We start from the raw sequence: 26,987 nt of genomic DNA, 5'->3' as shown, positions 1-26,987 counted from the left end.
ACCTAGAATTCGTCATTAATCATATTGTAATGAAACCGCATTTTCACCGACTAATTGTTGTAAATCATAGATCAACCTATCATGTGGTGTGATATACCATTCAATACCAAATTTCATTTCGGCTTGCGCTTTATCAGTTTTGTATTTAACTTTAACCGGTATAGAGCCTTGGTTATAAGCCATCATGACATGCTTAAATTTTTGCACAAAGTCACGTTGAAACAGGTCAGATGACAAATTAACCTCTAGCGATTTAACATATTGTTCGCGGGCTTGAACAATGTCTTTCACGTCTGATGCGCCCATCATATTTTCACCGTTAAAGTCATCAAACTGTACACGGCCTTTAACTATTATAATTTTATCTTTTTCTAATAGTTCTTCAAACTCGTCATAAGCATCGGGGAAAAAACGCACATCAATTCGAGCTGATTTATCATCAATGGTTACAATAGCCCAACGATTGCCTTTTTTGTTGATCATGACTTTAACGCCTAAGATCAAACCAGCAGAGATCACCTCAACACCACGAGCCGTTGGTTCTAAATCGGCAATTTTACGATTGGTATATTGGCGTAATTCTTTACGGTAACGATTAATCGGGTGTCCTGTCAGGTATAGCCCCAACGTTTCGCGCTCACCTTCAAGCCAAACATCTTCTGGCCATTTAGGCACATTTGAAAAAGCCCGCTCTACATCTTCCGGTTCAGTCGTTAATATGCCAAATAAGTCATCTTGGCCAATGGCCTGATCTTTATGATGTTGATCAGCCGCTTTTAACGCGTCATTTAAACTGGCCATCATGGCGGCACGATGAGGACCTAACTTATCCATCGCCCCCGCTTTAATTAATTTTTCGAGCACACGGCGATTGATTTTTTTAATATCCACTTTGTTGCAAAAATCAAAGAGATCAGAAAACGCACCGTGTTCATTTCTAGCCGCAATAATCGCTTCAATAGGCCCTTCACCGACCCCTTTGATGGCACCAATACCATAAACAACTTCACCCGCTTCGGTAACCGTAAATTTGTATTGGCCAAAGTTAACATCTGGCGGCAATAATTTAAGCCCCATACGTTCACACTCATCAACAAGTGTTACCACTTTGTCGGAGTTATCCATATCTGCCGACATCACCCCAGCCATAAACTCGGCGGGGTAATGGGTTTTCATCCAAAGGGTTTGATACGAAACTAACGCATATGCAGCTGAATGTGATTTATTAAAACCATACCCAGCGAATTTTTCTACCAAATCAAAAATTTTGATGGCAAGCACACCGTCAATATTGTTATTACGCGCGCCATCTTCAAATACACTGCGTTGTTTCGCCATTTCTTCGGGTTTCTTTTTACCCATAGCTCGGCGTAGCATATCTGCCCCACCTAAGGTATATCCTGACATGGCTTGTGCAATTTGCATAACCTGTTCTTGGTACAAGATAATGCCGTAAGTGGGTTCAAGTATTTCTTTCAAACATTCATGTTGATATTCAGCATCTGGGTATGAAACTTCTTCTCGACCATGTTTGCGGTCGATAAAGTTATCAACCATACCCGACGAAAGGGGTCCGGGTCTAAAGAGTGCAACAAGTGCGATCATATCTTCAAAGCAGTCAGGCTTTAACCGCTTAATCAGATCTTTCATCCCTCTTGATTCCAGCTGGAATACGGCGGTGGTTTCTGCGTTTTGTAAGAGTCTGAAACTGGCGGGGTCATCAACAGGGATGGCCGCAATATCAATTGGTGGGATCCCTTTTTTCACATTACGCGCATCAGCCATATCAATGGCCCACTGCAAAATAGTCAGGGTGCGTAAACCTAAGAAATCGAATTTTACTAGGCCAGCCGTTTCAACATCATTTTTGTCAAACTGTGTAACAGGCTGCTTACCTTCGGCATCACAATAAAGTGGCGAAAAGTCGGTAATTTTGGTTGGTGAAATAACAACCCCACCGGCATGTTTACCCGCATTACGGGTCACACCTTCAAGTTGTCTTGCCATATCGATGAGATCTTTTACATCTTCATCGGCAGCGTATAGTTCAGGTAAGCGAGTTTCAACTTCAAAAGCTTTAGCTAAAGTCATGCCCGGATCGCCAGGCACTAATTTCGTTATTCGATCGACAAAACCATAAGGATGGCCCAGTACTCGCCCAACGTCGCGAATAACGGCTTTAGCCGCCATCGTACCAAACGTAATAATTTGCGATACGGCATCACGGCCATACATGTCGGCAACATGAGCGATAACTTCATCTCGGCGATCCATACAAAAATCGACGTCAAAATCGGGCATTGATACCCGCTCAGGGTTTAGAAATCGTTCGAAGAGTAAATCAAATTCAAGTGGATCGAGATCGGTAATTTTTTGTGCGTAAGCAACTAGCGAACCCGCACCTGACCCACGCCCAGGTCCAACCGGTATATTGTTATCTTTACTCCATTGTATGAACTCCATCACGATCAAGAAGTAACCCGGGAATCCCATTTGGTTAATAACGTCCATCTCGATTTGTAAACGTTCATCATAAGGAATACGTTTTACTGCACGCTCGTCCGGATCAGGAAATAAAAATTCAAGCCGATCTTCTAACCCTTCTTTAGACACCTTAACCAGATATTCAGCATCGGTTAAGTCACCGGTCGGAAATTTAGGTAAAAAGTATTCACCGAGTAGCACAGTGACATTGCAACGCTTTGCAATTTCAACGGTATTAGCAAGCGCTTCAGGAATATCTGAAAACTTTTCAACCATTTCGGCTTCGGTGCATAAATATTGCTGGGCTGAATAATTTTTAGGGCGGTTAGGATCTTCAAGCGTAAAGCCATCATTAATCGCCACACGGATTTCGTGCGCGTCAAAATCTTTGGCTTCCAGAAAAACAACTTCATTAGTGGCCACAACCGGTAAATCATATTGCTGTGCAATATCGACTGCCATGTGCAAATAGACTTCTTCATCTTTTCGTTGTGTACGTATTAATTCAAGGTAAAAAGCATCCGGAAAATACGTTTTGTAAAAAGTAATTATACTGTCAACTTGCGCTTGGTTACCTTTAATCAGCGCTTTACCTAAGTCTCCTTGCACGCCACCGGATAATAATATTAAGCCTTTAGCATGTTCAATCAACCAGTCTTTATCAACGACAGCGCGATCTTTAATCTCGCCACGTTGATAAGCTTTTGATATGAGTAACGTTAGATTTTTATAACCATCGTTGTCTTGGCACAAAGCCACCAACCGGAATAGCTCATCGCCAAATTCAGGCGAGCGCATCCATAAATCAGCCCCGATAATGGGTTTAATTCCTGAGTTATGTGCTGCACCATAAAAACGAACTAAGCCGCAGAGGTTCATTTGATCAGTGATAGCCACGGCTGGCATATTCATGTCTTTAATTTTTGCAACAATCGGTTTAGTTTTAGCAACGCCATCAACCATTGAAAAATCAGAATGGAGCCGTAAATGTATGAACTTGGGATCAGTCACTATTTATTCTCCAAAGCACGCATAACCGGTTTAAATGACATCCGATGTTCACTAATCGGACCATATTCGGCTAAACGCGCTAAATGTAACTTAGTTGGATAACCCTTATGTTTTGCAAATTCATAAGCGGGAAATTGCGCATCTAACGCAAACATTTGGCGATCTCTATATTCTTTAGCCAAAATTGAAGCGGCACTAATCGCCGGGACTAAATCATCACCTTTAACAATCGCTTCGGATGGCATCGCAATACCGTCTAATTGCTTATTACCATCAACAAGCACAAACGTTGGCTGAGTTTGCAATTGCTCAACCGCACGCCGCATAGCTAAAAAGCTGGCTTGTAAAATATTAATTTCATCTATTTCAGCCGGCGTTGCTTCTGCAACGGCATAAGCCAGCGCTTTTTCTTTAATTTCAATCTCGAATGCAGCGCGTTTTTTATCCGATAATTTTTTAGAGTCTCGCAACCCGACAATCGGTTTATTAGGATCAAGGATGACGGCGGCGGCAACAACAGAGCCGACAAGTGGGCCTCGACCCACTTCGTCTACTCCTGCGACAACCTCGGTGGCGTAAGCGGTTAAATCAAATAGTTCAGTTTGCATGCATTAATTCCGATATTGCCTTAGCGGCATGAGCACCTGCATCGAGCTTCAGCTGATGATGGATAGCGGTATATTCATTGATAAGAGACGAGTTATCTTCGCTCATCAATCCTTTCAGCTCATGATAGAGCGCGTCAACAGTCACTTCATCTTGCAGTAATTCTTTAACTAACATTTTATCTGCAATTAAATTAGGTAACGAAAAATATTTCACTTTGACTAGCCGTTTGAAAATAGCAAAGGATAACGCTTTAAAACGATAGCCTACAACCATCGGGCGCTTAATCAATGCAGCTTCTAATGTCGCCGTGCCTGATGCCATTAATAAAGCATCAGATGCTGCCATAACCGTTTGTGAGTTTTTTTCAAAATAGTGAATGACAAGATCGGGGGTTAACTCGTTACGAATGGCTTCGAGTTGTGCCAAACGTTTATCATTAACATAGGCGGCGATAACTTGAAGCTCAGGGTTTTCTTGCTGGAGTTGTGCCGCTGCTTTCAAATAAGGCGCTGATAGCAATGCAACTTCACTACCACGACTACCGCAAAAAACACCTAATGTGGGTTTATCCGCTATTTTTAAGGTTTCACGCGCGGCTTGTTTATTGCTCACTAGCGGTATTTGATCGGCTAAAGTATGACCAACAAAAACACACGGCACGTTAAACTTATCATAAAATGCTTTTTCAAAAGGTAATAACGCGAGGACTAAATCAGTTGCTTTTGCTATTTTAAAAACCCGCTTTTGACGCCAAGCCCAGACTGACGGACTCACATAATGAACGGTTTTAATGCCTTCGCGCTTTAATTTAGCTTCAAGGGTAATATTAAAATCAGGCGCATCAATACCGATAAAGATATCAGGTGGGTTTTGAGTCCAATACTTAACGAGTTGGCGACGAATAGATAATAAGCGCGGTAAGCGCCCTAAAACTTCAACCAGCCCCATCACGGCTAGCTCATCCATGTCGAACAACGCTTTGCAGCCATGCTCAATCATGCCTTCGCCAGCAACACCTTCAAAAGTGGCATTGGGGTATATTTTTTTTAATTCTTGGATAAGGTTGCTGCCGAGGATATCACCTGATACCTCACCAGCAACGAGTGCAATGCGCATAATACTCGCCTGTTAACGAATAATTCCGCGGTTTGACTGGGCAATAAAATCAACGAGTGGCTGAACAGCATCGTTTAATTTAGCGGCTTGTGTTAACGTTTCTGTGGCTTCCGCTAGGGTTAAACCACTTCGGTAAAGTGTTTTATAAGCACTACGAATCGCTAAAACTTGCTCTTTACTGTAACCACGACGCTTTAAGCCTTCAGCGTTAATTCCATGAGGCTCAGCATTTTGACCAGCAACCATAACATAAGGTGGCACGTCTTTAACAACTACAGAACCCACAGCACAAAAAGAATGGCTGCCAATTTTGCAAAATTGATGCACGCCAGTAAACCCGCCTAAAATAGACCAATTTCCAACATGAACATGCCCGGCTAATGTCGCGTTATTCGCTAATATATTGTTATCACCTACCATGCAATCATGTGCAACATGTACATAGGCCATAAATAAATTATTAGAGCCAATTTGCGTTAGGCTATTGTCTTGTGTTGTACCACGATGAATTGTAACGGATTCACGAAAGACATTATTATCACCGATCACCAACTCAGTCGGCTCACCGGGGATAAATTTTTTGTCTTGGCAGTCTTCACCAATCGAACCAAATTGAAAAATTCGGTTGTTAGCGCCGATCCGAGTCGGACCTTTAATGACAACATGTGAACTGATGTTGCAATTGTCGCCAATAACAACATTATTTCCAATATAGGTCCAAGGGCCAATTTGCACATTATTGCCAATTTTAGCCCCAGCTTCGATGATTGCGGTTTCGTGTATCAAATTAGAGTTCTCTCGCTGCACACATAATATCGGCTGAACAAACAACGTTTCCATCTACTTTAGCTTCACAAGCAAATTTCCACATGCCACGACGTTCTTTAATTAAATCGGCGTGTAAATGTAATTGATCTCCAGGCACGACAGGGCGTTTAAAACGCACATTATCAACTGATGCTAATAAATATAATTCATTGCCGGTTCTTCCGCCACGCGCTTCCATGGTTTTAAATCCAAGAATACCCGTTGCTTGCGCTAATGCTTCAACAATGAGCACACCAGGAAAAATAGGCTTACCCGGAAAATGCCCCGTGAAAATGGGCTCATTTATGGTGATATTCTTATAACCGTGTACATTTTTTTCAACTTCAAAATCAATGACTCTGTCGATCAATAAAAACGGATAACGATGCGGTAATAATTCAAAAATTTCTTGGATATCTACCGTTTTTAGTTCGTTACTCAAAATCTTATTCCTATAATTTATGCAATTTGCGCGGAGTATAGCGGTAAAATACGTTTTAACCGCTCCGACAAGTTCTTTTTAGCTATTTTTGATGTTTTTTAATTCAGCTTCTAGCGCTTTTACGCGATCAAAAAGTGAATCAACTTGTCTTAATTTAACGGTGTTCTTGCGCCATTCACGGTTAGTGGTGGCTGGTTGACCTGAAGAATAAACACCCGCTTCAGTTAAGCTTTTTGTGACCATTGAAAAACCAGTGACATGAACATCATCAGCCAGTTTAATATGACCATTTAATGCCACACCACCCGCTAATGTGCAGCGTTTTCCGATATAGGTACTGCCCGCCATAATCACACCGCCTGCGATAGCTGTATTTTCATCTACTTCAACATTATGGGCGATATGCACAAGGTTATCGATTTTAACACCATCATGAATAAGAGTGTCTTTGATTGTGCCGCGATCAATTGAAGTGTTTGAACCTACTTCGACGTTATTACCAATAACAACATTGCCCACTTGCGGTATTTTGACCCACTCGCCTTTATTATTGGCAAAACCAAATCCATCTGAACCAATAACAGCGCCAGAATGAATAATACAGTATTGACCTAAACGGCAACCGTGGTAAATAGTTGCATTTGCATGGATCTTGCTGTGCTCACCCACCACTGCGTTTTTACCGATATAAGCGCCTGATGCGATTTGAGCATAAGCGCCTACTGTCGCACCCGATTCAATAACCGCACCCGAAGCGACATGAGCAGAAGCATCAACAATAGCATCTGCGGCTATTATTGCGCCTTCGGCAATGCCCGTTGCTAATGTGGGTGTTGGATCTAATATTTGTGCCGTTAGCGCATAAGCTAAATACGGGTTATCTGCAATTAAGCGATTACCCGAAAATGCATCTGAAAACTCGTCTTTTAAAATAACAGCACCGGCATTGCATTCTGTCAGATCAGATAAATACTTTTTATCATTTAAAAAAGTGACTTCTCGATCGGTCGCATCAGGAATGCCCGCAACAGATGATACAACGACGCTGCCATCACCAATTAATTTTGCATTAATGCGAGTAGCTAATTCAGATAACGTTATTTCAATCATTATTTTGCTTTACTAACTTTATCCACGACTTTAGCTGAAATGTTGTCTTTCTCGCTAGCGATATAAGCAACAGCATTAGCTTGAATTATCATGTCATATTTTTCTTCAGCCGCAACCGCATCAATAGTTTGCTTAATAACCGCTAATATTTTATTGCGCTCTTCAGCATTACGTTGACGAATTTCTTGGTCTAATGGCTGAGCTTTATTTGTGTAATCTTCACGTAAAGCTAACGCTTTTTTTACCAGTTCTTCGTTTTCAGCTTTACTCATGGTAGCCGCTTCACGCTTTTGCTTATCCATGAAGTATTTTAAATCTTGCTCAATACGGTTAACTTCTTCTATGCGATCTTTAAATTCGTTACGAATAACCGCTTCAATGCTAGCAGCTTGAGGCAGCTGTTGAAAAACCGCTTGTACGTCAACAACACCAATTTTTTGAGCTGCTGTAGCCGCTGCACTTAAAAAACCAGTTGATAATGCGAGTGCTAGTGACGTCGCTAAAGTTAATTTTTTCAAGATATAATCCCCTTTGAAATTCATATATTTTTAGAATGTGTTACCAATGTTAAAGCTGAAAAATTTAGTTTCATCATCATCAAATTTTTGTAATGGTTTAGAGAAGCTAAATATAATAGGCCCCATTGGTGATATCCACTGAACCGAAACACCGGCAGATGCTCTGTAGCGACTCGGATCAGAATAATCGTCTATTTTGTTAATCTCGCTTTGACGCAGATTGCTGTATTTATCCATATCAAATTCAGTATCCCATACATTACCAAAATCGACAAAAGCACTGGTTCTGAATGAACTTGTTGCATCGTCTTCTACAAATGGTAATGGGAATATCATTTCCATGGTGGCAAGTGCTTGCGCGTTACCCCCACTAGAGCGAGCATAGGTACTATTTGAGCTAACACTTTTTGTTAAGTTATCAAACTCGCTGGTATTATATATAGGGTCAACATTACCTAAATCATCGGGTATACCGGCATCAGCAGAGTTGGTTCGATAAAATAATTTAGGGCCGACTACGTTGTTTTCAAAACCGCGCATCGTACTTTGACCACCCGCTCTGAAAAATTCCCAAGTCGGCAGAACATGGTCGTTACCACCATCTAAGCTACCATAACCATTAGCATAACCTAAGCGCAAGCGTGTTGTAAAAACCCAATTATGCCGTCTATCGAGTGGATAGTAACGCTTGTCTTCAAAACTTAATTTAAAATATTGATTATCTGAACCTGGAACCGTTACCTTCGCTGATAGATTTTGATTTGATCCATCGGTCGGGAATAAACCTTTATTTAATGTATTACGAGACCAACGCGCAGTCAGTTCAAAGTTATCAAAAACTAATTGATTATCATTATTTTGTTTTTCATCATAAACATAGAAAAACGAACGTAGCATTTCAGAAGGTGTGGTCGCGTTACCCATTTCATTATGGAAATAACCGACCCCCCAATTAATACGATTGACTTCGTCAATTGGGTATCCCATATTAATTGAAGAAGAGAATCGTGTCAGTTCATAATCTTCGGTATTCGAATAAGAGCTACCATAATCAATCTCTTGATAAGATAACGTTCCACCTAAACTCACACCATCAATCGTAAAGTATGGGTCGGTAAAACTTAAACTGGCGGTTTTAGCGTATGCTATCGTATTTACATTAAACGATAGCATGTTACCGGTACCTAAAAAGTTATTTTGTTGAACACCGGCTTGCATACTAAAGCCAGTTGCATCACCGTAACCAACACCGGCGTTAAATGTACCCGAGGCTTGTTCTTTAATCGTGAAGATAACATCAACTTGGTCGTCTTCTTCGGCAAGTCTGACTGTTTCAAACTCAACAGATTCAATATAAGGTAATCGTTGAATACGCGATTTAGACATTTCAAGTGAGTAACTAGAAAGCCAAGCAGCTTCCATTTGACGTAACTCACGACGTAATACTTCATCATCAGTCACTTCATTACCATTGAAGATAATACGACGAACATTGATGCGTTTACCTGGATCGACTTTAACCGTTAAGGCAACTTCTTTTTTCTCATCATCAATTTCAGGGATGGTTTCAATTTCAGGAAACGCATACCCCCAATTACCAAGCATTTTAGACATGGTTTCTTCACTGGCCGTTAAGGCGGCTGCATTGTACAAGCTGCCCTTACCCAGTAACATCATGCGCTTGAAAGTTGATTCCTGGTTAACCAGATCACCAACGAAGTCGACTTTAGAAACCGTATAGGTTTCACCTTCTTCAACATTCATGGTGACGTAAACTTGTTCTTTATCCGGCGTTAGTGAAACCTGTGTTGAATCAATAGCAAAACGAATATAACCGCGATCTTTATAGAATGACTCAATAGTTTCTTGATCGCCTTGCATTGTTTGCTTTTGATAACGATCACTCGCCATAAAATCCCACCAAGGCAAATTCTGCTTGGATTCGATTTTGCTGAGTAGCACTTCATCTGAAAACAAATCATTACCAACGATATTAATTTGTTTTACTTTAGCGGCATCGCCTTCAGAAAAGACAAACGTCAGATCCACTCGATTTCGGGGTAAATAGGTGACTTTAGCTTCAACGTCCGCATTATATTTACCAATACTTTGATAAAAGTCTTCTAAGCCTTTTTCTAAATTAGCTAGAAGCGTTTTATCCAACGGCTCACCGGCTCGGATATCTTGCGAATCTAAATTTTCGGTTAACTGTTCATCTTTAAGATCATCATTACCATCAAAAATAATCTCATTGATTGTGGGACGTTCTTGCACTTTGAATATTAATGTATGGCCTTCTTGATAAGCTTCTATTGATTCAAAGTGTCCTGAAGCAAATAAAGATTTTAACGTTTGAGTTAAACGAAATGAGTTAACTTTATCGCCAGTTTGCAAAGGCACATAAGTAAGTGTTGCACCCAAGGCAACACGCTGGAGACCATTGATCTTAATATCATCAAGAACAAACTCTTCAATAGCCTGTGCGTTCGAACTTAAAGCAAGTGCTAATGCACCCATAATTAACGATTTTTTAAACGACATCAGATAAACAACTCAAACAAATCTTTTATAAACGAGCTAAATCATTAAAAAATGCAATGCTCATTAAACTAATAATAAAAACTAATCCTATCTTAAAACCAATTTCCTGAATATGTTCAGGAACGGGTTTTCCTCGGACTAGCTCAATAAGAAAATAAAGTAAATGGCCACCATCAAGAACCGGTAAAGGTAACAAGTTAATAATACCTAAGCTAACGCTGATGAACGCCATAAAATTTAGAAAATTAACAACGCCATAACTAGCGGTCGTTCCTGCACCTTTAGCAATAGAAACAGGTCCACTTAATGAATTAAGTGATACATCACCTGTTATTAATTTACCCACCATGGCAAAACTAAGCGAAATAGTATGCCATGTTTTTTCTAAGGCGACCGGGATCGCGCTTAAAATATCATATTGGATAAATTGTACATACTCTTTTGGCCAAGGTTCGACTCGTGGCACAATACCAATAAAACCAATTTTTTCACCATTTGGCTCTGTTCTGACGCCTAACTGAGTGAAAAGTTCAATACTCTCGCCATTACGCACGACTTTAACCGTGACGTCAGCCCCCGGTAACGAACGGATCAGCTGTGTAAACTGTAACCAATTCTGCAGTTCCGTATCATTAATGGCTGTGATTTTATCATTTTCTAACAGAACATGGCTAGCCGGACTGTTAGGTTGAATAATAGCAACGTTTAATGTGATCTCAGGCCGATACGGTTTGATACCAATAGAGGTTATCAGGCTTTCTTTTTCAGGTTCAGGCTGCCACTGAGATAAATCGAGTTGGCTATGACGCTCTGCCCCATTTAATTCTGTTCGATAAGTCACGCTAGCGTTTGAGTCACCAATTAAGCTTGATAACGCTAATTGCGCATCCTGCCAATTAATTAATGTTTGCTCATTAATTTTAATCAACTCGGCATGCTTAGGTAATTCGGCATGATAAGCAATAGAATCGGGTTCGGTTTCACCAATAACCGGTTTTATCGCTTGAAAACCAATAATACTGATTAACCAAAAGGCGACAATAGTAAATAAAAAATTGAAGATGGGGCCTGCAGCAACAATTGCAATACGCTGCTGTACAGGTTTTAAATTAAATGCGCGTGAACGACAACTTTCATCAACTTCGCCTAATCGAGTATCGAGCATTTTAACATAGCCGCCCAAAGGAATAGCCGCTATGACATATTCAGTGCCTTGCTTATCAAACCATTTAACCAATGGCTTACCAAAACCAATGGCAAAGCGTATAACTTGCACGCCACATTTTCGGGCAACAATGAAATGCCCATATTCATGAACAGTAACCAGAATACCGATCAATATAACAAAAAAGAGTAAGTTCCAAATAAAATCCATTTAATATCTCTTACTAATTAACGACTGAGTTAATGAGCGGCTTTCATTATCGATTGCTAAAATATCATCGATAGAATGCGCTTTTGCTAATGTAATAGCAGCAAGTACATCCGCATTAAGGCTAGCAATATCAGTAAAAGCTATTTTACCTTGTAAAAAGGCATCAACTGCAACTTCATTAGCCGCATTTAAGGTCGTTGTCGATTCTTGGCCAAGGTTAAAAGCTTGTTTAGCCAAATATAGATTTGGGTAGCGCTGCTCACAAGGTGCGTTAAATGTAAAATCACCACCTTGAGTAAAATCATATGCACTAACACTGCTTTTAATACGGTCAGGAAAACCTAATGTATGTGCAATCGGCGTGCGCATGTCAGGTTGCCCCATTTGAGCAACAACTGAACCATCAATATACCGTACCATCGAATGAATAACAGATTGCGGGTGGATTAAAACATCAATGAAGTCGGGGGTTACTGAAAACAAGTAACACGCTTCAATAAACTCGAGTCCTTTATTCATCATGGTGGCTGAATCAACCGATATTTTTCGCCCCATATCCCAATTTGGGTGAGCGCAGGCTTCATCTGCTGATTTAGCTGATAATAACTCAAGCGGAGTGGTTCTAAAGGGGCCACCTGAGCCTGTTAATACGATTTGGCTAACACCAAAGTCTTCAACTTTTTGCTGTAAATAGTTAGATTGATAATCTAAAGGTAAACTTTGAAATATGGCGTTGTGTTCACTATCAACCGGTAATAACGTGGCTTGGTTATCTTTGACTTCTTGTAAAAATAACTGGCCAGACATCACCAATGATTCTTTATTGGCGAGTAAAATGCGTTTCCCTGATTTAGCAGCGGCTAAACAAGGTCTAAGCCCTGCTGCGCCGACAATTGCAGCCATCACCGTATCAACATTTTGATCTTCCACAACATCGATTAAGGCTTGCTCACCACAAAGTACGACCGTTTTTAAGTTCTGGGCTTTTAAAAGTGATTGCAATTGTATCGCCGCACTATCTACCAGTACGACAGCATATTCTGGTTTAAATTCCGCGCATAATTTGGCAAGCAACTTAACCTGAGTATTAGCGGTCAGAGCAAACACAGAAAAGCGCTCAGGGTTATCTCGGATCACATCTAATGTGTTGAGTCCGATAGAACCGGTTGCCCCTAAAACGGTGACTTTTTGCATCATGTGTTTAAATCACAAAAAAGAATAAAAAAGCAAATACAGGTAATGCAGCCGTTAAACTATCAATTCGGTCCAAAATACCACCATGCCCGGGTAAAATAGTACCACTGTCTTTGATGCCAGCTTGGCGCTTAAGCATACTTTCAAGCAAATCACCTAATACAGAACTAATAACAACAGCCAGAGAGATAAGTCCCATTTGCACGATTGATAAATTATCAAGCAAGGCTGTTTGACCGACGATAAAAACAACCGTAAAGGCAGCGACCAACCCACCAAGCATCCCTTCGATAGTTTTACCAGGACTAACATTAGGCATTAATTTATTTTTGCCGTAAGCTTTACCCGCAAAATAAGCGCCAATATCAGCGGCCCATACTAGCCCCATCACAAATAATAACAACCAAGCACCATACTGCGGCGCTTCATTATAATTAGCGCTGCGGATTAGGGTAGCCGCAAACCATGTGGGCACTAAAGTTAAAAAACCAAACACCATTTTTAATAAGGCTTTTTGACGCCAGGTAAGCGCACTTTTAGGGTAAGAAACAACTAATAAAGCGGCTATACCCCACCAGATGACTGAAGATAGCAGTAAATAAAAACCGATTTGCGAGGTTAATTCGCTCGATTGAATATCGAATAAACGAAAATGAGTAAACAGCAGAGCAATAATGCCCACGAGCAAAGCCATTAACGCCAGACGTAAGCGCTTTTTAGAGAATCCAATAAACGGCCCCCACTCCCAAGCACCAATTGACATAACAACGGCACAAAAAACAGAAAAGCCCCATAAAGGCAGATCGAAAATAGCGAATAATGCAACGGGTAATAAAATAAGCGCCGTTAATATACGTTTTTTTAATGAACTATTATTTTGACTCAACTTGCTCTCCTGTCATTCCAAAACGTCGGTCTCTATTGGCAAAACACATAATGGCTTTAGAGAATGCCTCATCGTTAAAATCGGGCCAATATTCTTCTGCAAAATATAACTCAGCGTAAGCCGCTTGCCATAAAAGAAAGTTGCTAATGCGATGTTCACCACCCGTGCGTATAAGTAAATCCAGCTCAGGTAATTCGGCAACAGAGGTTTCAGAATTTAATGTCGTTTCATTGATATCATCAATGTTGATTTGATTGGCGATCACTTTTTCAGCTAATTTTTTAGCCGCTTGTGTGATATCCCAACGGCCACCATAGTTGGCAGCAACGTTAAAAACTAAGCCCGTATTATGTTCAGTTAACGCTTCGGCTTTCGCTATTTGCTTTTGCAAACGACTACTAAAACCCGATATTTGACCAATAACACGCAACTTAACGTTATTTTGATGTAAAACCTTCACTTCTTTCTTTAAAACCAGCATGAAGAGTTCCATCAACATCGTGACTTCAGCTGCAGGCCGATTCCAGTTTTCACTGCTAAATGCAAATACGGTTAGCGCTTTTATATTAAATTTTTGACAATAACGAACGGCATTTCGTACAGACTCAACGCCCACTTTATGTCCGTAAGCTCTAGGTTTTCCTTGCGCTTGCGCCCAACGACCATTGCCATCCATAATGATAGCAACATGCTCAGGAAACTGTTCTGGTGAATAAGTAGATATAACGTCAAATGCACTCATAAAGTGGTCTTACGGCCTAAACTTAAAATCTAAATAACTATTTATAAATTTTTTTATAAATCCCATCTAAGGCGCACAAGAATAAACGTTTCACCTTTAAAAGGCGACTTAAACTTGGATATATTAGATTAAAACTATCATTACAGATGAAAAAAGCCTTCATCTGCGTGTTTTACAAACATTTCTACCACAATTTAATGTACTCGTAGATACAAAAAAGCCGTATTATGACTAATACGGCTTTTGTTAGAAACGTTAAAAAATTAAATTTCCATTAATTCTTTTTCTTTCTCAACTAAAATAGCATCTGCATTTTTGATCGCGGCATCAGTTACTTTTTGAACTTCTTCTTCACCTTTGCGTTGCTCGTCTTCGCTGATTTCTTTTTCTTTTTGAAGGTCTTTTAAATCACCATTAGCATCACGTCGGATATTTCGCACTGCCACACGTGCTTTTTCAACTTCTGCACGAACTATTTTGATAAGGTCTTTACGACGCTCTTCCGTTAGGGGAGGCAAAGGTATACGAATAACCGTACCAGCAGAGCTTGGATTCAAACCTAAATCAGATGATAAAATCGCTTTTTCAACAGCTTGTATCAGTGACTTATCGAATACAGAAACAGCTAAAGTTCTAGCATCTTCGATAGTAACATTACCAACTTGTTTTAAAGGTGTATCAGCACCATAGTATTGCACCATGATACCATCTAGTAATGCAGGGTGAGCCCTACCCGTTCTGATTTTTGAAAGCTGAGTTTTTAATGCCTCAAGGCTTTTGCTCATTCTTTCTTGTGCATCTTCTCTAATTTCATTAATCACAGCAAATTCCTATTATTCAAGTTAATTATGCCAACGATATTTATCGTTATATTATTCGATTAAATTTTCAGCGTGATCAATCAGTGTACCTTCGCCACTGCCTAAAATCACATTACGTAATGCACCTGGTGTATTCATGTTAAAGACACGAATAGGTAGACTATGATCTCGCGCTAAAGTAAACGCAGCCAAATCCATTACTTTTAATTCTTTTTCTAAAACTTCTTGGTATGAAAGCTTATCGTGTAAGACTGCATCCGGGTTTGTTACTGGATCTGCAGAATAAACACCATCAACTTTAGTCCCTTTTAACACGACCTCTGCTTCGATTTCAATACCGCGTAAACAAGCAGCCGAATCAGTTGTAAAAAATGGGTTGCCTGTACCGGCTGAAAAGATAACAACTTTACCTGATTTCAATAACCCAATGGCTTCAGCCCAGTTGTAGCTGTCGCAAATACCGCTAAGTTCAATAGCAGACATTAAACGAGCATTAACAAAAGCACGATGTAATGCATCACGCATTGCTAAACCGTTCATAACCGTTGCTAACATACCCATATGATCGCCAACAACACGATTCATACCGGCTTTAGCTAAACCAGCACCACGAAATATGTTACCGCCGCCCAGAACTATTCCTACCTGTACACCTAATTCAACTAACTCTTTAATTTCTTGAGCCATGCGATCAAGTACTTTGGGATCAATACCAAATCCTTCTGAGCCAACTAAGGCTTCACCACTAAGTTTTAATAAGACACGACGATATTCTGGTTTTGGACTCATATTCTATACTCTTATAATAGATAAAAGAAAGCCGCGCAATGCGCGGCTTAACTAAGCGCTATTAAGCTTTGGCGGCTGCCATTTGAGCAGCAACTTCAGCTGCAAAATCTTCTTCTTTCTTCTCGATACCTTCGCCGACTTCTAGACGAACGAAAGTAGAAACGCTAGCACCTTTCTCTTTTAAGATAGCACCAACTGATTTTTTAGGTTCCATAATAAAAGCTTGACCAGTAAGAGAAATCTCACCTGTAAACTTCTTCATACGACCTGTAACCATTTTCTCAGCGATTTCAGCAGGCTTGCCTTCATTCATCGCAATATCGATTTGGATAGCTTTTTCTTTTGCAACAACGTCAGCTGGTACATCTTCAGGGTTAACAAATTCAGGCTTACTTGCAGCAACGTGCATAGCAACATGCTTAAGCACTTCAGCATCACCTTCACCCGCAACAACAACACCAATTTTATCACCGTGGCGATAATCAGCAAGTGCAGCACCTTCAACATACTGTAAACGTCGAACATTGATGTTTTCACCAATTTTAGTTACTAAAGCAACACGCGTTTCTTCGAACTGTGCTTGTAATTCTTCAATAGTAACCACGTTCTCAATTGCAGCATCTGCAACTGTGTTAGCAAACGCTAAGAAATTTTCATCTTTTGCAACAAAATCTGTTTGACAGTTAACTTCAACAAGCACAGCAACACCGGCTTTTTGCTTGATGATAATTGCGCCTTCAGCAGCAATGTTACCCGCTTTTTTAGCCGCTTTTGCTTGGCCATTTTTGCGCATATTTTCAATCGCTAACTCGATGTCGCCTTCAGCTTCAACAAGTGCGTTTTTACAATCCATCATGCCAGCGCCTGTGCGCTCACGAAGTTCTTTTACTAAAGCAGCAGTGATTGCCATCTATCATTCCTCGTAAATATTAAGCGATTAAAACTCTTAATTAGGTTTTAATAGTAAACAGGGGCGTAAAAAGCCCCTGCTAAAATCAAGAATATCTTGCGTTTATTGCAATATTATTCAGCAGCTTCAACAAAACCATCTTGTTCAGCTTGAACTTCAAGGTTTTGTTCACGGCCTTCAGCGATAGCATCAGCAGCAGCATTTAAATATAATTGAATAGCACGGATTGCATCGTCATTACCAGGGATAACAATATCAACGCCATCTGGGCTTGAATTTGTATCAACTACGGCATAAACAGGAATACCTAGATTATTCGCTTCATTGATAGCAATGTGCTCATGCTCCGCATCAATAATGAATATAGCGTCAGGTAAACCGCCCATATTTTTGATGCCGCCTAAACTTTTATCAAGTTTTTCCATTTCACGAGTACGCATTAAAGCTTCTTTCTTAGTCAGCTTTTCAAATGTACCGTCTTCGCTTTGAGTTTCTAACTCTTTCAAACGCTTGATAGATTGACGTACTGTTTTCCAGTTAGTCAACATACCACCTAACCAACGATGATTAACATAAAATTGGTCAGACTTGATTGCAGCTTCTTTAACTGCTTCAGATGCAGCACGTTTAGTCCCTACAAATAAAACTTTACCTTTTTTAGACGCAACTGTAGATAATTCTTTCAACGCAGATCTAAACAATGGAACTGTTTTTTCTAAGTTGATGATATGAATTTTGTTGCGAGCGCCAAAGATGTATGGTTTCATCTTTGGATTCCAGTAACGAGTTTGGTGACCGAAATGTACACCAGCCTGAAGCATGTCGCGCATTGAAACGTTTGCCATAATATCCTCTCTATAAGTTGGGGTTAGGCCTCCACGCACCCACTGTTTCCGACCTAAGTGAATAATCACTTAAGCACCCCGGACCAATGTATCAGTACGTGTGTGTTATAGTTTATTTAGACTGACTAAGTGATTATCACCTACAGTCTAAGAGCTTATGTTAATTTACAGATTGTAAAATAACGGCGCGCTTTATACCATATAGGAGTGTAAACCTCAATCAATTTCCACAATTCCACCTTATTATTTTTTTATAGCTCACACCGATTTAGTCATGTTTATTTACCCAAATTCGCGTAAAATTAAAAGATAAATATCTCAAAGACATGACATTTTTTGACATGCAGTAATAAACCAGAGAGTGAATCAATGGCAGCAGTTATTAAAACAGCAAACGAAATAGAAAAGATGCGCGTCGTCGGTAAAATGGCAGCCAGCGTACTCGAAATGATTGGTCCCTATGTTAAAAAAGGCATTACCACAGACGAATTAGATAAGATATGTCATGATTTTATTCGTACTGAACTCAAAGCCTATCCAGCGCCGTTGAATTATCATGGGTTCCCAAAATCAATTTGCACTTCAGTTAATCATGTTATTTGCCACGGCATACCCACTGATAAAAAATTAAAAGATGGTGACATTATTAATATTGATGTGACTGTTCGATTTGACGAAGACAGCACCGATCCTGATCACCCAACAGGTTACCATGGTGATACGAGTAAAATGTTTATTGTTGGCAAGCCCAGTATTCTTGCGCAACGACTCATCAACATCACTCAAGAATGCATGTATAAAGCGATTAAAATTGTTAAGCCAGGCACTCGGTTAGGGGATATTGGGGCGATAATACAAAAACACGCAGAATCACATGGCTACTCTGTCGTTAGAGAGTATTGTGGTCATGGTATCGGCAGTACGTTTCATGAAGACCCACAAATAGTCCATTACGGTAGAGCGGGTACGGGTGAAGAATTAAAAGCAGGTATGTGCATAACAATCGAGCCTATGATTAATGCCGGTCGTCGTGAAAGTAAATTATTAAAAGATGATTGGACGGTTGTCACCAAAGACCGAAGCTTAAGTGCCCAATGGGAACACACTTTATTGGTAACAGAAGACGGTGTTGAAGTATTAACATTACGTGATGAAGAAGAATTACCACGCCTTATAAAACACGCCTAAATTTTTAACGACAGGATTATCCGTGAGCGATCAACAGTTTCATATTGAATTAATACATCGAATTTCTAATATTAATGATATTGCAGCCATAAAAAAGCAAGTATCCGATTATCATGCGTATTTGAAAGAAAGCTTTAATCAGCAACCTATCAATAAGATTGTGCTTGGCCGTGCTTTTTATATTGATTGCTTAATTCGGCATTTATGGAAAGAATTTGAACTAAACGATATGAAAGGTTTAAGTTTACTTGCGGTCGGTGGTTATGGACGTGGTCACCTCAATTTAGAATCCGATATTGATTTACTTATCTTGTCTCGCTCTGCACTTAAAACCGATACTCAACAATCAATCAGTCAGTTTATTACGCTATTATGGGATATCGGTTTAGAAGTTGGTCAAAGTGTTAGAACCATTAAAGAAACAATCTCTTTAGCTAAAGGCGATATTACCATCGCAACTAATTTATTAGAAGCTCGTGTAATATCAGGTTGTGATGACACATATGAACGCTTAGATAAAGAAATTAATCACAGACGTTTTTGGCCTAGCGATAAATTCTTTACGGCAAAAGTTGAAGAGCAAAAAAATAGACACAGTAAATTTAACGATACAAGTTATAACCTAGAGCCAAATATTAAAGAAAACCCAGGTGGATTACGTGATATTCAAATGATTGGCTGGGTAGCAAAAAAACATTTCAAGGTATCTGATGGTAATGAGCTCGTTAAGAAAAATTTCTTACGCCCAGAAGAATTACTTGAACTTCAAGACTGTCGTCAATTTTTATGGCGTATGCGCTGCGCTTTGCATATCGTAGCGAATAGACCAGAAAATCGTTTACTATTTGAATATCAGCCTGAAGTGGCAGCCTTATTAAATTTCGGGCAGGACGGTAAAAGTTCAGTCGAAAAAATGATGAAAGAATATTTCACCATTGTTCGCCGTATTTCTGAATTAAATCAAATGCTGTTACAGTACTTCTCACAAGAAATAATAGAATCGACTAACAAAAAACATTGTGAGTCGATAGATGAAAACTTTGAATTGTACGAAGGGTTAATCCTAGTAAAAGATGAAAAATCCATTGACTCACCACTAGGGCTCCTTAATTTATTTAAAGTAATAGCTGATACACCAGAAGTTAAAGGACTGCATTCAACCACGCTTCGTCAATTGCGTATGACACGTCGATACTACGAGCATACAAAAATTGAATTATGTGATATTCCAGAGTGTCGTGATTTTTTTAAACTTTTAATAAAGCATCCTCACTTTTTTGATTTTAGTTGGGATCTCATGCACAAACATGGGATCATGGCCATTTATACTCATGAATGGGAACACATTGTTGGCTTAATGCAATTTGATTTATTCCATGCGTATACAGTTGATGAACACACTCATCGATTAATTAAGAATATAAATCGCTATACGCTAGATGAATTTAAAGATGAGTTTCCAAGATGCTCATCTATTTGTAATGAATTTCCTAAATTAGAACTTCTTTTTTTAGCCGCTATATTCCATGATATTTGTAAAGGTAGGCAAGGCGATCATTCAACACTTGGCGCAATTGCAGTCAACAACTTCATGACCTTACATGACTATAAAGAACATGAAATTGAACTTGTCTCTTGGCTAGTCACTTACCATCTCGAAATTTCAGTAGTTTCACAACGTAAAGATATTAATGACCCACAAGTTATCAATGAATTTGCAGATTTAGTCCAACACGAAAATAATTTAAATTTACTTTATGCGCTCACATTGGCAGATATTAGAGCCACAAATAAAAGCCTATATAATCAATGGAAAGCGTCTTTGATGCGTGAGCTCTACACTTGTACATTAAAAGTTTTGCGTACGGGTAAACATCAAAGTTTATCTCAAACTTCAAGAATCGAACTCAGAAAAGCCGATACTCTCGAGATTTTAGAAGACACAAATATTACAACAACCCAGTTTGATGCCATTTGGGACTCGATGACCGATGAATACCGTTTGCGTCATAAACCAATTCAAATTGCTTGGCATATTGAGCAAATTATAAACGCGGGCGATGTAACACCACTTATTACCGTTAATAATGAATTACACAAAGGTGGAACAGCCGTATTTGTGTATTGTAAAGACCGCCCTTATCTTTTTGCCGCTATATCATCCTACTTGGCAATTAAAAACTTTAATGTACACTCTGCCATGATTTTTAGTAGTGAGCAGGGTATGGCAGTTGATACATTTATTATCCTCGAAGACAATGGCTCATTAGCAACGGGGGAAAGACAAAATGATGCCATTATCGCGGTACAGAATGCCATCAGTGCCGGTGTCGATTTTATTATTAATGAGCGCATCCCACGCAAGATGAAACAATTTAATGTCCCAACTAAAATATTTTGGCTTGAAAGCGAATATCATGATCGAACATTAATGGAATTAGAAGCATTAGATACCCCCGGTTTACTAGCTAAAATTGGTAAAGTATTTCTTGATAATCACATCATGATACATTCAGCTAAAGTGGCAACCATTGGTGAAAAAGCTGAAGACTTTTTTGTGCTTAGTGATAACGAAGGTAACCAATTAACTAATGATATAAAACAGTCATTAGCTGAACAAATTAAAGAAGAATTGAAGTTATAACTTATATATTAGGAAATAAAGTATGTCAGAATTAAAAAATATCATCGAAAGTGCATTTGAAGTTCGCGCTGAAATCACGCCAGGCACTGTAAGCCCTGAAATAAAATCAGCGATTGAAGAAGCAATTCAATTAATTGACAGCGGAAAAGCCAGAGTTGCTGAAAAAATTGATGGTGAGTGGGTCGTAAACCAATGGCTTAAAAAAGCGGTTTTATTATCATTCCGTATTAATGATAATGCCCCTATGGATGGTGGTGAAACTCAATATTATGATAAAGTTGCGCCTAAATACGCAGATTATACAGCAGAGCAATTCAAAGCTGATGGCGTACGCGTAGTTCCACCTGCGATGGTACGTAAAGGTTCATTTATTGCGCCTAACGCAGTGTTAATGCCTAGTTATGTCAACATTGGTGCATATGTGGGTGAAGGTTCAATGGTTGATACATGGGCAACGGTTGGCTCTTGTGCTCAAATAGGTAAAAATGTTCACCTTTCTGGCGGCGTAGGTATTGGTGGTGTTTTAGAGCCTTTACAAGCTAACCCAACGATCATTGAAGATAACTGTTTTATCGGTGCGCGCTCTGAAGTTGTTGAAGGCGTTGTAATCGAAGAAGGTGCGGTATTATCAATGGGTGTATACATTAGCCAAAGTACACGTATTTTTGACCGTGAAACAGGTGAAATCACTTATGGGCGAGTTCCAGCTGGTTCAGTCGTAGTGCCAGGCTCATTACCTTCAAAAGATGGTACACATAGCTTATATGCAGCCATTATCGTTAAAAAAGTTGATGCACAGACAAGAGCTAAAGTCGGTGTTAATGAATTACTCAGAAATATCGAAGAATAATATCCATTATTTATAATTAACATAATTAAGCAGGTCTATTATTTATTAATAATGATCTGCTTAATTCATATTGATGATCGGAACAGATAAACTAATTTCACATTCCAATTGCTCCCCTTTCGATGCTCTGATCGGAAAACAGTTTTGCTCTCTAACGACAACCAGTTGCATTAACTCAGTCAATGAGCGCTGTCTTAAGCTCCTATAACGAGTCCCCACTTTTACGTCACTTTTTTCAGTATACTGAGAGAAATACTCTACATTTATTAATTTAAGTGATGTATATATGCTCTCTTCTAATGCTTGGCTTCTAGCAAGCGCAAAATTATCATTCAATATATCCACCTTTATCAACAAAGATAACAATTGAAATTGTAAAGGTGATTCGATCGACTTTATTTGACTTTCTTGCTCCAGGCTCAATAAATTGCTGTCAGCAGGTGTAATGATTTGAATATGATTAGGAATAGAAAATTGCTTTTGACTTATCGCTTTTCCATTTCGAAAATCCGCTGCGCAACTACTGATAAAAAAAACAATAAGTAAAATAAAGGTATGTATCAAAATAGAAACAATATTGAATAATGATTTAAAGTAATCTTATATACAATCGTTTACCAAGTCAAAACGATAAGAAAACTGTTGGTATAGAAAATGAATACATTAAATAAACAGGAAAGAATGCATTAAGAAGACAAGGTAGCAATTAGGAAGCAAAAGCGTGATAACGGATATCATGAGTCAGTGTGTCGGTAGGCATTTAAGCGAGCAAATTTACAACCCGCGGCTTAATCCACTAAAACAAAACTAAACAAAAAAAACCAAACGCCAGATACAACAAAGCCCAGTCATAAACTGGGCTTCATCTTAATAAGTGCCTGACAGTGTGCTACTCTCACATGGGAACTCCCACACTACCATCGCCGCTATTGTGTTTCACTACTGAGTTCGAGATGGGTTCAGGTGGGGCCACAATGCTATTGCCGTCAGGCGTAAAATCGTCAATCAAAAACAAAAAAGTAAAATCCATCAAATCTTTAGCTAAAAACAAAACACTCAAATTATCCAAAGCCACATTGGCGTTGTATGGTTAAGCCTCTCGGGCAATTAGTACAGGTTAGCTCAACGCCTCACAACGCTTACACACCCTGCCTATCAACGTCGTAGTCTCCGACAACCCTACAGGACCTTAAAGGTCAGTGAGAACTCATCTCAAGGCTTGCTTCCCGCTTAGATGCTTTCAGCGGTTATCAATTCCGAACGTAGCTACCGGGCAGTGCACTTGGCAATACAACCCGAACACCAGCGGTTCGTCCACTCCGGTCCTCTCGTACTAGGAGCAGCCCCTTTCAATTCTCAAACGCCCACGGCAGATAGGGACCGAACTGTCTCACGACGTTCTAAACCCAGCTCGCGTACCACTTTAAATGGCGAACAGCCATACCCTTGGGACCGACTTCAGCCCCAGGATGTGATGAGCCGACATCGAGGTGCCAAACACCGCCGTCGATATGAACTCTTGGGCGGTATCAGCCTGTTATCCCCGGAGTACCTTTTATCCGTTGAGCGATGGCCCTTCCATTCAGAACCACCGGATCACTATGACCTGCTTTCGCACCTGCTCGACGTGTCTGTCTCGCAGTTAAGCTGACTTCTGCCATTGCACTAACCGTACGATGTCCGACCGTACTTAGTCAACCTTCGTGCTCCTCCGTTACTCTTTGGGAGGAGACCGCCCCAGTCAAACTACCCACCAGACAGTGTCCCTGAACCCGATTAGGGTCCGAGGTTAGAACATCAAACATACAAGGGTGGTATTTCAAGGTCGACTCCACAACATCTGGCGACGCTGCTTCAAAGTCTCCCACCTATCCTACACATGTAGGCTCAATGTTCACTGCCAAGCTGTAGTAAAGGTTCACGGGGTCTTTCCGTCTAGCCGCGGGTACACAGCATCTTCACTGCGATTTCAATTTCACTGAGTCTCGGGTGGAGACAGCGTGGCCATGATTACACCATTCGTGCAGGTCGGAACTTACCCGACAAGGAATTTCGCTACCTTAGGACCGTTATAGTTACGGCCGCCGTTTACCGGGGCTTCGATCAAGAGCTTCTCCGAAGATAACCCCATCAATTAACCTTCCGGCACCGGGCAGGTGTCACACCGTATACGTCATCTTGCGATTTTGCACAGTGCTGTGTTTTTAATAAACAGTTCCAGCCACCTGGTCACTGCGACTGTCGTTCGCTTACACTGTAAAAGTTTAACAAACAACAGCGTACCTTCTCCCGAAGTTACGGTACTATTTTGCCTAGTTCCTTCACCCGAGTTCTCTCAAGCGCCTTAGTATTCTCTACCTGATCACCTGTGTCGGTTTGGGGTACGATTCGAATAAACCTGAAGCTTAGCGGATTTTCCTGGAAGTATGGCATCAATCACTTCAACGCCGTAGCGCCTCGTCTCGTATCTCAGTCTTATAGAAACCCGGATTTGCCTAAGTTTCAAACCTACTTACTTTCACGTGGATAACCAACACCACGCTGATTTAGCCTGCTCCGTCTCCACATCGCAGTTTATTCAAGTACGGGAATATTAACCCGTTTCCCATCGATTACGCCGTTCGGCCTCACCTTAGGGGTCGACTTACCCTACCCTGATTAGCATGGGATAGGAAACCTTGATCTTTCGGCGGGGAAGTTTTTCACTCCCCTTATCGTTACTCATGTCAGCATTCGCACTTCTGATACCTCCAGCATGCCTTACAGCACACCTTCAACAGCCTACAGAACGCTCCCCTACCACTTGAACCTAAGTTCAAATCCGCAGCTTCGGTGCATAGTTTAGCCCCGTTAAATCTTCCGCGCAGACCGACTCGACCAGTGAGCTATTACGCTTTCTTTAAAGGATGGCTGCTTCTAAGCCAACCTCCTGGCTGTCTATGCCTTTCCACATCGTTTCCCACTTAACTATGACTTTGGGACCTTAGCTGGCGGTCTGGGTTGTTGCCCTCTTCACGGCGGACGTTAGCACCCGTCGTGTGTCTCCCGGATAGTACTCATCGGTATTCGGAGTTTGCAAAGGGTTGGTAAGTCGGGATGACCCCCTAGCCTTAACAGTGCTCTACCCCCGATGGTATTCGTCCGAGGCTCTACCTAAATAGATTTCGGGGAGAACCAGCTATCTCCCGGCTTGATTAGCCTTTCACTCCGATCCACAAGTCATCTCCTAACTTTTCAACGTTAGTGAGTTCGGTCCTCCAGTTGATGTTACTCAACCTTCAACCTGCCCATGGATAGATCGCCGGGTTTCGGGTCTATACCTAGCAACTCGACGCCCAGTTAAGACTCGATTTCTCTACGGCTCCCCTATTCGGTTAACCTTGCTACTAAATATAAGTCGCTGACCCATTATACAAAAGGTACGCAGTCACAGAACAAGTCTGCTCCCACTGCTTGTACGTACACGGTTTCAGGTTCTATTTCACTCCCCTCACAGGGGTTCTTTTCGCCTTTCCCTCACGGTACTGGTTCACTATCGGTCAGTTAGGAGTATTTAGCCTTGGAGGATGGTCCCCCCATCTTCAGACAAGATATCACGTGTCCCGTCCTACTTAATATGTATAATAAAGCCTTTCGCATACAGGACTATCACCTACTATGGTCAAACTTTCCAGAGTGTTCTGCTGGACTTTATTATATCGGCTGAACCCCTTTCGCTCGCCGCTACTCAGGGTATCTCAATTGATTTCTTTTCCTCCGGGTACTTAGATGTTTCAGTTCTCCGGGTTTGCTTCTTACACCTATGTATTCAGTGCAAGATACTCTACATAATAGAGTGGGTTGCCCCATTCGGAAATCTTGGACTCAACGTTCTTTATCAACTCGTCCAAGCTTATCGCAGATTAACACGTCCTTCATCGCCTCTAACTGCCAAGGCATCCACCGTGTACGCTTATTCACTTAACCATACAACCCAAGGTGTCCTCGGATTGCATGTCTTTTGACATTTTCGCGCGCCTTGTTTCAAATACTAAAGTTCTGATGAACTTCTTTATTTACTTTTTTGTCCTGATTGTTAAAGAGCATGGTCTTCTCTTTCGAGAAT

20 protein-coding genes and 2 rRNA genes are annotated in these 26,987 nt (G+C 40.5%); 3 read left to right on the top strand and 19 right to left on the bottom strand.

Features of this window, described 5'->3' with window-relative positions:
• Positions 1-15: 15 nt before the first annotated feature.
• The 16 genes from dnaE to rpsB all read right to left on the bottom strand — a co-directional run bounded on the left by dnaE (position 16) and on the right by rpsB (position 18,200).
• Positions 16-3,447, bottom strand: coding sequence for a DNA polymerase III subunit alpha (gene dnaE / locus DPX34_RS19570; RefSeq protein WP_438938525.1), 3,432 nt, complete (start codon positions 3,445-3,447; stop codon positions 16-18).
• A gap of 47 nt (positions 3,448-3,494) precedes the next feature.
• Positions 3,495-4,103: a ribonuclease HII gene (gene rnhB / locus DPX34_RS19565; protein ID WP_111980123.1), complete on the bottom strand. Its 609-nt coding sequence runs from the start codon at positions 4,101-4,103 to the stop codon at positions 3,495-3,497.
• Complete coding sequence (lpxB, locus tag DPX34_RS19560) at positions 4,093-5,220, bottom strand: lipid-A-disaccharide synthase (RefSeq protein ID WP_111980122.1); 1,128 nt, start codon at positions 5,218-5,220, stop codon at positions 4,093-4,095. The genes rnhB and lpxB overlap by 11 nt, the downstream gene beginning before the upstream one ends.
• Positions 5,221-5,232: 12 nt before the next feature.
• Positions 5,233-6,006: an acyl-ACP--UDP-N-acetylglucosamine O-acyltransferase gene (gene lpxA / locus DPX34_RS19555; protein WP_111980121.1), complete on the bottom strand. Its 774-nt coding sequence runs from the start codon at positions 6,004-6,006 to the stop codon at positions 5,233-5,235.
• A 1-nt stretch (position 6,007) separates the two neighbouring features.
• Positions 6,008-6,469 (bottom strand): 3-hydroxyacyl-ACP dehydratase FabZ, encoded by a 462-nt coding sequence (fabZ, locus tag DPX34_RS19550; RefSeq protein WP_111980120.1) that lies wholly within the window; start codon positions 6,467-6,469, stop codon positions 6,008-6,010.
• A 78-nt stretch (positions 6,470-6,547) separates the two neighbouring features.
• On the bottom strand, positions 6,548-7,579 hold the full coding sequence (gene lpxD / locus DPX34_RS19545; protein ID WP_111980119.1) for a UDP-3-O-(3-hydroxymyristoyl)glucosamine N-acyltransferase: 1,032 nt from the start codon (positions 7,577-7,579) through the stop codon (positions 6,548-6,550).
• A complete protein-coding gene (locus tag DPX34_RS19540) occupies positions 7,579-8,097 on the bottom strand; it encodes an OmpH family outer membrane protein (RefSeq protein ID WP_232824814.1) in 519 nt (172 codons plus the stop codon). Before DPX34_RS19540 ends, lpxD begins: the two co-directional genes overlap by 1 nt.
• 30 nt (positions 8,098-8,127) lie before the next feature.
• Complete coding sequence (gene bamA / locus DPX34_RS19535) at positions 8,128-10,638, bottom strand: outer membrane protein assembly factor BamA (RefSeq protein ID WP_111980117.1); 2,511 nt, start codon at positions 10,636-10,638, stop codon at positions 8,128-8,130.
• A 25-nt stretch (positions 10,639-10,663) separates the two neighbouring features.
• The gene (gene rseP, locus DPX34_RS19530) at positions 10,664-12,013 is read right to left on the bottom strand and encodes a sigma E protease regulator RseP (RefSeq protein ID WP_111980116.1); all 1,350 of its coding nucleotides are present in this window, start codon (positions 12,011-12,013) and stop codon (positions 10,664-10,666) included.
• Entirely contained in the window at positions 12,014-13,210 is a 1,197-nt protein-coding gene (gene ispC / locus DPX34_RS19525; RefSeq protein ID WP_332872839.1) for a 1-deoxy-D-xylulose-5-phosphate reductoisomerase, read from the bottom strand.
• Between the two features lie 4 nt (positions 13,211-13,214).
• The gene (locus tag DPX34_RS19520; RefSeq protein ID WP_111980115.1) at positions 13,215-14,093 is read right to left on the bottom strand and encodes a phosphatidate cytidylyltransferase; all 879 of its coding nucleotides are present in this window, start codon (positions 14,091-14,093) and stop codon (positions 13,215-13,217) included.
• Positions 14,080-14,835, bottom strand: coding sequence for a polyprenyl diphosphate synthase (gene uppS / locus DPX34_RS19515; RefSeq protein WP_111980114.1), 756 nt, complete (start codon positions 14,833-14,835; stop codon positions 14,080-14,082). The genes DPX34_RS19520 and uppS overlap by 14 nt, the downstream gene beginning before the upstream one ends.
• Before the next feature lie 263 nt (positions 14,836-15,098).
• Positions 15,099-15,656: a ribosome recycling factor gene (frr, locus tag DPX34_RS19510; protein WP_111980113.1), complete on the bottom strand. Its 558-nt coding sequence runs from the start codon at positions 15,654-15,656 to the stop codon at positions 15,099-15,101.
• 51 nt (positions 15,657-15,707) lie between these two features.
• Positions 15,708-16,445, bottom strand: coding sequence for a UMP kinase (gene pyrH / locus DPX34_RS19505; protein WP_111980112.1), 738 nt, complete (start codon positions 16,443-16,445; stop codon positions 15,708-15,710).
• 61 nt (positions 16,446-16,506) lie between these two features.
• On the bottom strand, positions 16,507-17,355 hold the full coding sequence (tsf, locus tag DPX34_RS19500) for a translation elongation factor Ts (RefSeq protein WP_111980111.1): 849 nt from the start codon (positions 17,353-17,355) through the stop codon (positions 16,507-16,509).
• Between the two features lie 113 nt (positions 17,356-17,468).
• On the bottom strand, positions 17,469-18,200 hold the full coding sequence (gene rpsB, locus DPX34_RS19495) for a 30S ribosomal protein S2 (RefSeq protein ID WP_111980110.1): 732 nt from the start codon (positions 18,198-18,200) through the stop codon (positions 17,469-17,471).
• A gap of 369 nt (positions 18,201-18,569) precedes the next feature.
• Between rpsB and map the strand changes: the two genes are divergently transcribed.
• From map to dapD, 3 genes are read left to right on the top strand one after another with little or no spacing between them, the layout of a single operon-like run.
• Complete coding sequence (gene map, locus DPX34_RS19490; protein WP_111980109.1) at positions 18,570-19,388, top strand: type I methionyl aminopeptidase; 819 nt, start codon at positions 18,570-18,572, stop codon at positions 19,386-19,388.
• Positions 19,389-19,410: 22 nt separating this feature from the next.
• A complete protein-coding gene (glnD, locus tag DPX34_RS19485) occupies positions 19,411-22,032 on the top strand; it encodes a [protein-PII] uridylyltransferase (protein ID WP_111980108.1) in 2,622 nt (873 codons plus the stop codon).
• Positions 22,033-22,054: 22 nt separating this feature from the next.
• Positions 22,055-22,882, top strand: coding sequence for a 2,3,4,5-tetrahydropyridine-2,6-dicarboxylate N-succinyltransferase (dapD, locus tag DPX34_RS19480; protein WP_111980107.1), 828 nt, complete (start codon positions 22,055-22,057; stop codon positions 22,880-22,882).
• Between the two features lie 60 nt (positions 22,883-22,942).
• Here the strand turns inward: dapD and DPX34_RS21815 are convergent, their stop codons facing one another.
• The 3 genes from DPX34_RS21815 to DPX34_RS19465 all read right to left on the bottom strand — a co-directional run bounded on the left by DPX34_RS21815 (position 22,943) and on the right by DPX34_RS19465 (position 26,848).
• Positions 22,943-23,218: a hypothetical protein gene (locus tag DPX34_RS21815; protein WP_157964799.1), complete on the bottom strand. Its 276-nt coding sequence runs from the start codon at positions 23,216-23,218 to the stop codon at positions 22,943-22,945.
• Between the two features lie 540 nt (positions 23,219-23,758).
• A 5S ribosomal RNA gene (gene rrf, locus DPX34_RS19470) occupies positions 23,759-23,873 on the bottom strand.
• Positions 23,874-23,968: 95 nt separating this feature from the next.
• A 23S ribosomal RNA gene (locus DPX34_RS19465) occupies positions 23,969-26,848 on the bottom strand.
• Positions 26,849-26,987: the final 139 nt, after the last annotated feature.

Origin of the sequence: Algibacillus agarilyticus (genome assembly GCF_003286125.1) — a bacterium.
Lineage (GTDB): Bacteria > Pseudomonadota > Gammaproteobacteria > Enterobacterales > Alteromonadaceae > Algibacillus > Algibacillus agarilyticus.
The sequence above is the reverse complement of the archived record's forward strand: the minus strand, read 5'-3'. Positions and strand labels throughout refer to the sequence as shown.